Source organism: Ferrithrix thermotolerans DSM 19514 (assembly GCF_900128965.1).
GTDB lineage: Bacteria > Actinomycetota > Acidimicrobiia > Acidimicrobiales > Acidimicrobiaceae > Ferrithrix > Ferrithrix thermotolerans.
The window spans coordinates 20072-27685 of the sequence record NZ_FQUL01000031.1 but is presented as its reverse complement, the minus strand read 5'-3'; the positions used below and the strand labels follow the sequence as shown (position 1 = coordinate 27685).

General features: G+C 48.9%; 8 protein-coding genes. All 8 read right to left on the bottom strand.

Annotation, left to right across the window (positions count from 1 at the left end; translation table 11 throughout):
- Positions 1–183 (bottom strand): transposase (locus BUA24_RS09185; protein WP_178138780.1); only part of this gene is annotated, 183 nt, incomplete at its 3' end.
- A gap of 316 nt (positions 184–499) precedes the next feature.
- Positions 500–1588 (bottom strand): peptidoglycan-binding protein, encoded by a 1089-nt coding sequence (locus BUA24_RS12810; RefSeq protein WP_272867301.1) that lies wholly within the window; start codon positions 1586–1588, stop codon positions 500–502.
- Entirely contained in the window at positions 1501–1833 is a 333-nt protein-coding gene (trxA, locus tag BUA24_RS09175; protein WP_072791633.1) for a thioredoxin, read from the bottom strand. Before trxA ends, BUA24_RS12810 begins: the two co-directional genes overlap by 88 nt.
- 45 nt (positions 1834–1878) lie before the next feature.
- Positions 1879–2835 (bottom strand): thioredoxin-disulfide reductase, encoded by a 957-nt coding sequence (gene trxB, locus BUA24_RS09170; protein WP_072791630.1) that lies wholly within the window; start codon positions 2833–2835, stop codon positions 1879–1881.
- 22 nt (positions 2836–2857) lie between these two features.
- Positions 2858–3178 (bottom strand): hypothetical protein, encoded by a 321-nt coding sequence (locus BUA24_RS09165; RefSeq protein WP_072791628.1) that lies wholly within the window; start codon positions 3176–3178, stop codon positions 2858–2860.
- 16 nt (positions 3179–3194) lie between these two features.
- Positions 3195–4022, bottom strand: a complete 828-nt coding sequence (locus BUA24_RS09160) for a DegV family protein (protein ID WP_072791625.1) — start codon at positions 4020–4022, stop codon at positions 3195–3197.
- A 23-nt stretch (positions 4023–4045) separates the two neighbouring features.
- Positions 4046–5647 carry a murein biosynthesis integral membrane protein MurJ gene (gene murJ, locus BUA24_RS09155; RefSeq protein ID WP_072791622.1) on the bottom strand — a complete coding sequence of 534 codons (1602 nt, stop codon included), beginning with the start codon at positions 5645–5647 and terminating at the stop codon, positions 4046–4048.
- Positions 5644–7578, bottom strand: coding sequence for a DUF6049 family protein (locus tag BUA24_RS09150; RefSeq protein ID WP_072791620.1), 1935 nt, complete (start codon positions 7576–7578; stop codon positions 5644–5646). The genes murJ and BUA24_RS09150 overlap by 4 nt, the downstream gene beginning before the upstream one ends.
- Between the last annotated feature and the right edge of the window lie 36 nt (positions 7579–7614).

Genomic DNA, 7614 nt, shown 5'->3' with positions numbered 1-7614 from the left:
GCTTCTATATCCAAGCCTTTTGTCGGAGCGCTCGGACTTAGATGCACCAAGCACCTGATCCATCTCTGCTTCTAGCATCTCTTGTAGGACCTGTTGGATAATATTTCTTAGCAGATCTCCATCTTGGGTAAGTGTCTCTTTTACTGACTCGATAAGTGCTTTAGTATTGTTTGTGGTGGTCATGGTCTACCTCCTTGAGGTTCTAGTTTGCTAATAATTCCTAGATACCATGGCCACCACTAGCAAATCAATTCACTCGTGGAATTTGCACAACTATCGGGACACAACCTAAAGCGACCTAAGTGGTCACTTATGTGTTGCCCTTTCTGCCCTTTATGACCTATGTAGGGATCACACAGTGGCTACTGCTTATGCAAGGCTAAGTTTCACACCGAAACACTCGATAGTCCATAGACAACTTGGGTGGACATTGCTGATTAGCTTAAGTTTTATCGTACGGGTTAGTTAGCGATATGCGCAGGGGCTTGACGTTCGAAACTTAGATCCTTGGGTCTTGAAAGAACTGTGTGAGAGCAAGCTGTACACTCTCAGCAATTACCGGTGCTTGCGTTACCCACAGAGACGGGGCCTGAATCTGAAGCGAAACAGTTGGCATCTGCGTCTCTCTTAGTATTGGAAGAGTCATACCTCGTAGAGTTAGAGGGTGAGATGGAAGCTGTGCTGTAAGTTCCTGAGCGATCAGCTGTGCGAGGGATTGACCGGCAGGAGATGTGTAGGAGAATCCTGAGTAATAAGCGATCTGTACTGCCGACGTAGAAAACTCGAGGTGTATGCATGCATCAGCCTTCAGTTCGTTGGCGAGGTGAGCAAGCTCGCTCTGATCTACAGATGATATGTTGAGGGACTTAGCTCCGTTTTGTCGAAGTCTAAGCGAGATGATTTCAGCCGACACCTCAAGTTCGTGGGGTGACACTACGGCGACTGTTGCCTCGGCCAACGACAGGCGTCTTGATCTAAGATATGCGCGTTCTCTCACTCCTCGTATGTGTTCCGATGAGCGACCATAAACCCTCTTTAGCTCCTGTACTGTTGTGCGACCGCAGATTCCATCTGCGGGTAAACCTACGTTGAACTGAAACTCGTTGAGAGCTTTTGCTGTCTTTGGCCCATAAATACCGTCCAGATTTCCTGGATCGAATCCGAGTGATCCAAGACGATACTGAAGTTCAGAGACATCATCTCCTCTGAACATAGGACGTTTGAGGTACAGGACCCTATCTCCTAGCTGATATCCTGCTTCGACGAGAGCCATCCACGTAATTTTGTCGCAGACACCGTGGTTAGGTATGCCCCTTTTTGTCTGGAACTCAGACACAGCTGCAGCAGTGGCTGCGCTGTATCTACCGTCTTCTTCGACTTCATATCCAAGGGCTCTCAGTCGAGACTGTATGTCGGCTACTTCCGGACCTTCATCCCCTTCTCGATTGCTTCGAAATACTGGAGTGAAAGGCTCGGTCGACTTGGTATCTCCTTGTGATTCTACGACAGGTGAGGGTTGAGCTCTCGGAGTAGAGAGCTCTTTGGCATAGCCCCTACTATTCTCTTGGCTACCTTTCCGTCTTTGAATAGTATCAGGGTCGGAATGCTCATTACTTCGTACCGTCTTGCCACCTCGAGGGAGTCGTCTACGTTTAGTTTTGCGATACCTACCCTAGCCTCTTCTTCTGCGGCTATCTGTTCCAAAATTGGCGCTATCATCTTGCATGGACCGCACCACTCTGCCCAGAAGTCCACTAGCACTGGCTTTTCTGCGGTCTTTATGTACTCATCAAAGTTTGTGTCATTTAGTTGGGCAATGTTGGGCTTAGTCATTACGCATCTACCTCTCTGTTTGTCTGATAATTCTTTGCGTAGCTCTTAGTTGTGATGTTCTAGCCAACGCTCGACGTCGATCGCTGCCATGCATCCTGATCCTGCCGCTGTTATAGCTTGGCGATATGTATGATCCTGGACATCACCGCATGCAAAAACTCCCTCGACGGAGGTATGGGTGCCGTTGTGGGTAACGATGTAGCCTGCCTCATCCATCTCCAAAATACCTTTGAATATGTCGGTGTTCGGTGCATGACCGATGGCTATAAACAGACCTGAAACGTCGATTGAGGAGCGTTCAGCGGTTACGGTATCTTCAACCTCAACAGCGGTAAGAACGCCGTTTTCACTTTTTAGTTCGGTGACCACCTTGTTCCAGGCAAAGCGGATCTTCTCATTAGACATCGCACGGTCTTGCATAATCTTCGATGCCCTCAAGGTATCTCTACGATGTATAATCGTGACCGACTTGGCGAACTTTGTGAGGAATAGACCCTCCTCTAAAGCAGAGTCTCCTCCTCCAACCACTGCTATGTCTTGACCTCTAAAGAAGAAGCCGTCACACGTTGCACATGTAGATACGCCATGCCCGATAAGTTCATGCTCGTTTGGAAGGTTAAGCATCAGCGACCTAGCACCGGTTGCAACTATGAGAGAGTTCGCACTATATGCCGGTTCCTCGCCGGATTGATCTGAGGTGTACAAAAGTATTGGTCGAGAGCTAAAGTCAACCTTAGTTACCTTGGCCGTATGGAAGGTTGCACCGAATCTTGCCGCTTGAGAACGCATGTTCGTCATCAGTTCAGGTCCCATTAAGCCCTCTGGAAAGCCAGGAAAGTTTTCGATTTCCGTAGTAAGCATTAGTTGTCCACCTGGCTGGTCAGATGTCGAAGAAGGCTCTCCCTCCACTACTAATGGCTGCAGATCAGCTCTGGCTGTATAGATCGCGGCAGTGAGACCAGCCGGCCCCGACCCAACGATGATGACTTTCTTGTGTTCCAAGACAACTCCAGACTAAGCAGACCTAAATGTCGTACGACTTCATCTTCTTCATCAAAAACATGCCCAGAGTTAGCGTTATTCCTCCGATTAGGAGGTAGGTAATCCAGACATGATGACCAAAAGCATAATCCGTAAGCAGCCTAACGATCACCGTCATGGTGACCACGAGCACAATAACGCCAGCTAGGAGTGCGATTATCCCGTAGCTCATAAGTCTGCCAATCCGGAACAAAGGCTCAATACCTTTTTGACGTAAGGTATTGGCTACCTGCTCGACGAGATCAGCGGCCTTCTCTGCCCAGTCCTGCTCCTTATTGACTGCGGATTGAGTATCTTGTTGCATCTCAACTCTCCCTCTGCTAGTGAATATTTCTGACCAAAGTCAGTCCGAGTGTGCGAATTCCTGCATGAGTTCCAATAATCGGCCCAATAGTAGTAACAAAAACATCACTCATCTTCGTACGCTGGCGAACCTTTTCGACAAAACTTTCTGTTTCTGGTGCTTCGGCCTGCATAACTCCGATCCAACTGTAAGACTCCGACTCAGATATCTTGCTCAGAAGGTAGTCGAGAGCCTTACTTCTCGTTCGTTGTCTTGACTCCGGGAGTACAGCTCCGTCTTTAACCTCGATAACCGGTTTGAAGGAGAGTAGTGATCCCAAGAGGGCCTGTGCGGCTCCTATTCGCCCGCCCTTCTTTAGATTTTCAAGGGTATCGAGGGTACCGAAGACCGAGATGTTAGGAATTAGTTCCATAATGTGGCTGTGGATCTCAGGTAGCGATCGGTTGTTCGCCGCAAGCTCGGCAGCCTTTAGTGCAAGATAGCCTTCAGCTAGAGAAACAAAGCGAGAGTCGATCACATCGACCTCTATGAGTGAAGCGACGTTCTTTGCGGCAGCCACAGCGCTTTGGTAGGTAGCTGAAAGGTCTTGAGAAAGTGTAATACAGATGATGGATTCCTTTCCACCCTCGGCCATCTCTCGAAACGCTGCTTCAAACTCTCCTATCGAGGGCGCCGATGTTTGTGGAAGATCCGAGCTATGTTTCATAAGTTCCCAGAAGCTTGATGCGTCTAGTTCAACCACATCGACGTACTCTTTGTCACTGAATCTAACCTTTAGCGGTACTACCCGTATATCGTGCTCCATCAACTGGCCGAGTGAGAGATCACCAGCTGAGTCGGTCACAACCCCTACATTGCCCACGTGTTTTAGGCCCCCTGTGTAACTCTAAATCGATTTGCTATGTATGTGACTGCAACAAAGGCAGATGCTGATAGTGCTCCAACAATGACAGCCGATACGTAGAGCATAATACCGCTTTGATGAGCTGCGTAGCTAGCCATTGGAAAGGTAGCTGCTGCGCAGACAACAGAAGCAGTAAGGGAATTAAACCATGACCGCAGTAATGACTTATACCCCAACCTTAGTCCCATCGCTGAGGTTAATAGCACTCCAACAACAGCAGCTGCGTCGTATGCGAGGGAGAAAGACAAAGAGAGTCCAAGGATACCGAAGGGTTTGGTAAGGATGAAGGCCAGAACAATGTTTAGTAGGTTTTCTATGAAGTATAGAAAAAAAACCGTTTGATTCCGCTTCATGGACTGAAGCGCCTGATTGATCGAGAGAAATGCTGCAAAGCCCGGCAGGCCAACGGCGAAGCCTATCAGCGCTCTCGCTGTTAGTTGTGCACCAGCCCTATTCATAGCTCCATGTGCCAACGTTACGTAGATAATGAGCTGGCTTGCGCTCAGATAAATTGCAGATACTGGTATCGTAACGGTGACCGCTGCTCTAAGAGATGAAGCAAGCTTCCTCTGGAACTCCTGCCGCTCTGCCTTGGCCCAAAGAGCCGCTAGCTGTGGTTGAACGGCGCTCATGATAGAAAGTGAGACGATAGAGTAGGGAAGTTGGAAAAAGAGGTATGCGTAGTTATACGCAGTGACATATCCCTGATGAGCGAAGGCGATTGCCAATACTACAAACAAGGCGATTTGATTGGCTAGTACGTAGCCAAAGGTCCAGCCAGATAGCCTCGTAATCTCTAAGACCACTGGATCTCGATAGTCGAAACTTACCCGTAGATCAGGTGCGTATCTCCTTATTGCCGGCAGTAGGGCAACGGTTTGTAAGAAGACTCCAAAGGTCGTACCTACGCCCAGAATTAGCATCTGTGTGGGGTCGTGAAGTACGGAACCGGTTGTGGGATGTGGGTAAAGTACGGAGTAGATAACTAAAACAGCGATCGAGAATACATTGTTAAATATCGGCGCAAAGGCAGGCGTGGAGAAGTGCCCTCTGCTGTAAAGCGTCGAGTTCAACATGGCTATCACACCGTAGAAGAAGAGCTGAGGAGCGAAGAGGCGTAGTAACTGAGTCGCAAGAATGACCGTCTGTTGTGAAGATGTTGCCGAACGTTCGAATGAGTACGCCTCGATGATGAAAGGGCTTGCAAACTCAAACACAATGGTGAGCAGACCCAAGACTGCGATAGAGATGGTAACCACGGCGGATATCGATCGCCATGCCCGATCTTGGAGGGAGGTTGCAAGGCGAGATGAAAATACCGGTACGATCGTCGAGGCTATTATTCCACCAAGGAGTAGGTCGTAAAGCGTGTTGGGAGTGTTGTTGGCCAAGTTGTAAGAATCCCCAACTCTAAGTCCAAGCGCATACGCCAATGCTATGATCCGCACTAGTCCAGTCACCTTTGAGACAGCCGTTCCCACCGCCATATATGCGGCGTTTGTACGGGCGCTCTGGGAGCTGCCCAGTAGTTCCTGCATCCTCGTAATAACTCGTGAAGAGTTCACTTGTTGGTTCTCGCCACTCTTCGCTTGCGTCTGGTCCTTAAGATACTCTTTGCCCACCAGAGCAAAAACACACCTAATGATCCAGCTGTTAGTATCACTCCGACTATCGAGAACGCTTCAGAGCGGACACCGATCTCCGACGTTGTGATGACCGAGCCGTTGGGCGCCTTTACGACGATCTGCAACGGAAAGCTTCCTAGTGTCTTGACTGCGACGGGGAAAGAAACGGTTGCTATGGGACGAGTAAGAGTGATATCTCGTTTGTTTCCAGATGGAAACTGTAACTTCAACGACTTCAACTCCAAGACTATAGAGACAGGTACCTTGAACTTCGAAGTGACGGTAATAGGGATAGTGGTCTTTCTTGCGGTCAGAGTGAAGTTGCTGTTCGCAACGACGCCGATTGAGGATAAGTCCTTGGATGCAAGGACGGTCACCTGACGCAGTATGTTTTTAGTCTCATCTTCGGTAAGGTAATACGCCTCGGCGGACAAGAGATAGGAGTTCAAGGTGTCGGCCTGCGAAATCTTTGTGCTGAGTGACATCAGTGTTTGAACGTCTTGCTCTGCTTTGACAAACTGATCACGAAGAGTTTTCACACACCCCTTAGATGTTGGGGAACTCAAGCTGAGGCGTTGTAGAGGGACGGACTTGACACTTGGAACCGAAAAAGCCTGCTCAATATTGAGCGGATCGAGCAGAGGATTGAGCAGCACCCTCTTTAGGGCTGTGGCAAACGATGATGCTTGCGATGAGTTAGATATCGAAACGTCAATTGCTACCACCCGTAGACGTGGATCGTTTGGTGCGTCGAAGTAGATCTGAGAAAGGTCAGCCACTGCCCATAGTCGGGAAAGTGATCCGCTGGTGTTTGAAAACTCTTGACTAAGGGTGTGGTCGATACCTATCATGGAGGCCGGCAGGCCAGCTACACGGACAGGAGCAGTGAGAGTGGTGGTAAATCCGAGAGTGGATAGATAGGATCCTGGAACTAGGACCTGTGAATAACCCATCTTCATCGGTGTCGCTAAGGTCTCTGCAGAGTTGAACGGACTTGCCAGGAAAGTCTTGATCCTGTTGCTTGGCGAGAAAGGCTCAACTACACGTAGTCCGCTGTTGATCTGCGTGTTATAAGATCCTGGTCCTTTGAGGTAGGAAAGGCAGGTCGGATCCACTGGAACGTAAGTAGTTGCAACTACATCGTGTCCTTTTGAGAGAGACCAGTGCAGAAGTTGGAGAAGATCTTGGTGAACCTGTATAAGCCGGCTATTTTCTGCGTCCGCTAGGAGAGAAGGTGCTATGTCGACTGCCATGGCGAGTGTGGAGTGTGTGGTTAGAAAAGATATAAGGCTGTGAAAGACCTTGGGACTGAATGAAGGTGTCTGGTATGAGAGTACGAACGACACGCCGAGAGCTTTGGTAGCCGATCCTGAAACTACGGTCATGGGTATAGTTATCTCCGAGTAAACCGCTCCAGTCTGGGAGTTAGCCAGTCGAATCTGCAACGGGTAGTTTCCCGAGCATGAAGTTCCACAACTGCTAAGGTTCAAAGAAGACGATGGACTCGATCCGATGGATAATGGAATAGTGAAGGAGGTTGGTGACGAGCTGTTAACGATATTCAAAGATGTAGGAGCAGAGATAGCAATAGGGTAAGAAGGGGGTGTGCTTTGTGGTTTTAGACTCAAAAGGGCTGTTCTGGAGATGATCTTTGGGTATAGGGTTTCGTATATCTCTAAATTTTGAAATCCGTTCAACACGGTAACAGTGAAGCTAGTGCTTCCACCCAAAGTGACCACGCCCGGCGCCCGTGCAATGTTGATAACAGGGGTTGATGAGGCGCTTGCCGGAGCTGGAGCCACCGCCGAAGGTATCGAGAAATAGATAACAGAGATCACCACTACGCCAAAGGTGCGTAGAGTGGGAGACAATCTCAGCCCTCTTCTCAATTTTTTCTTAGACAGGTA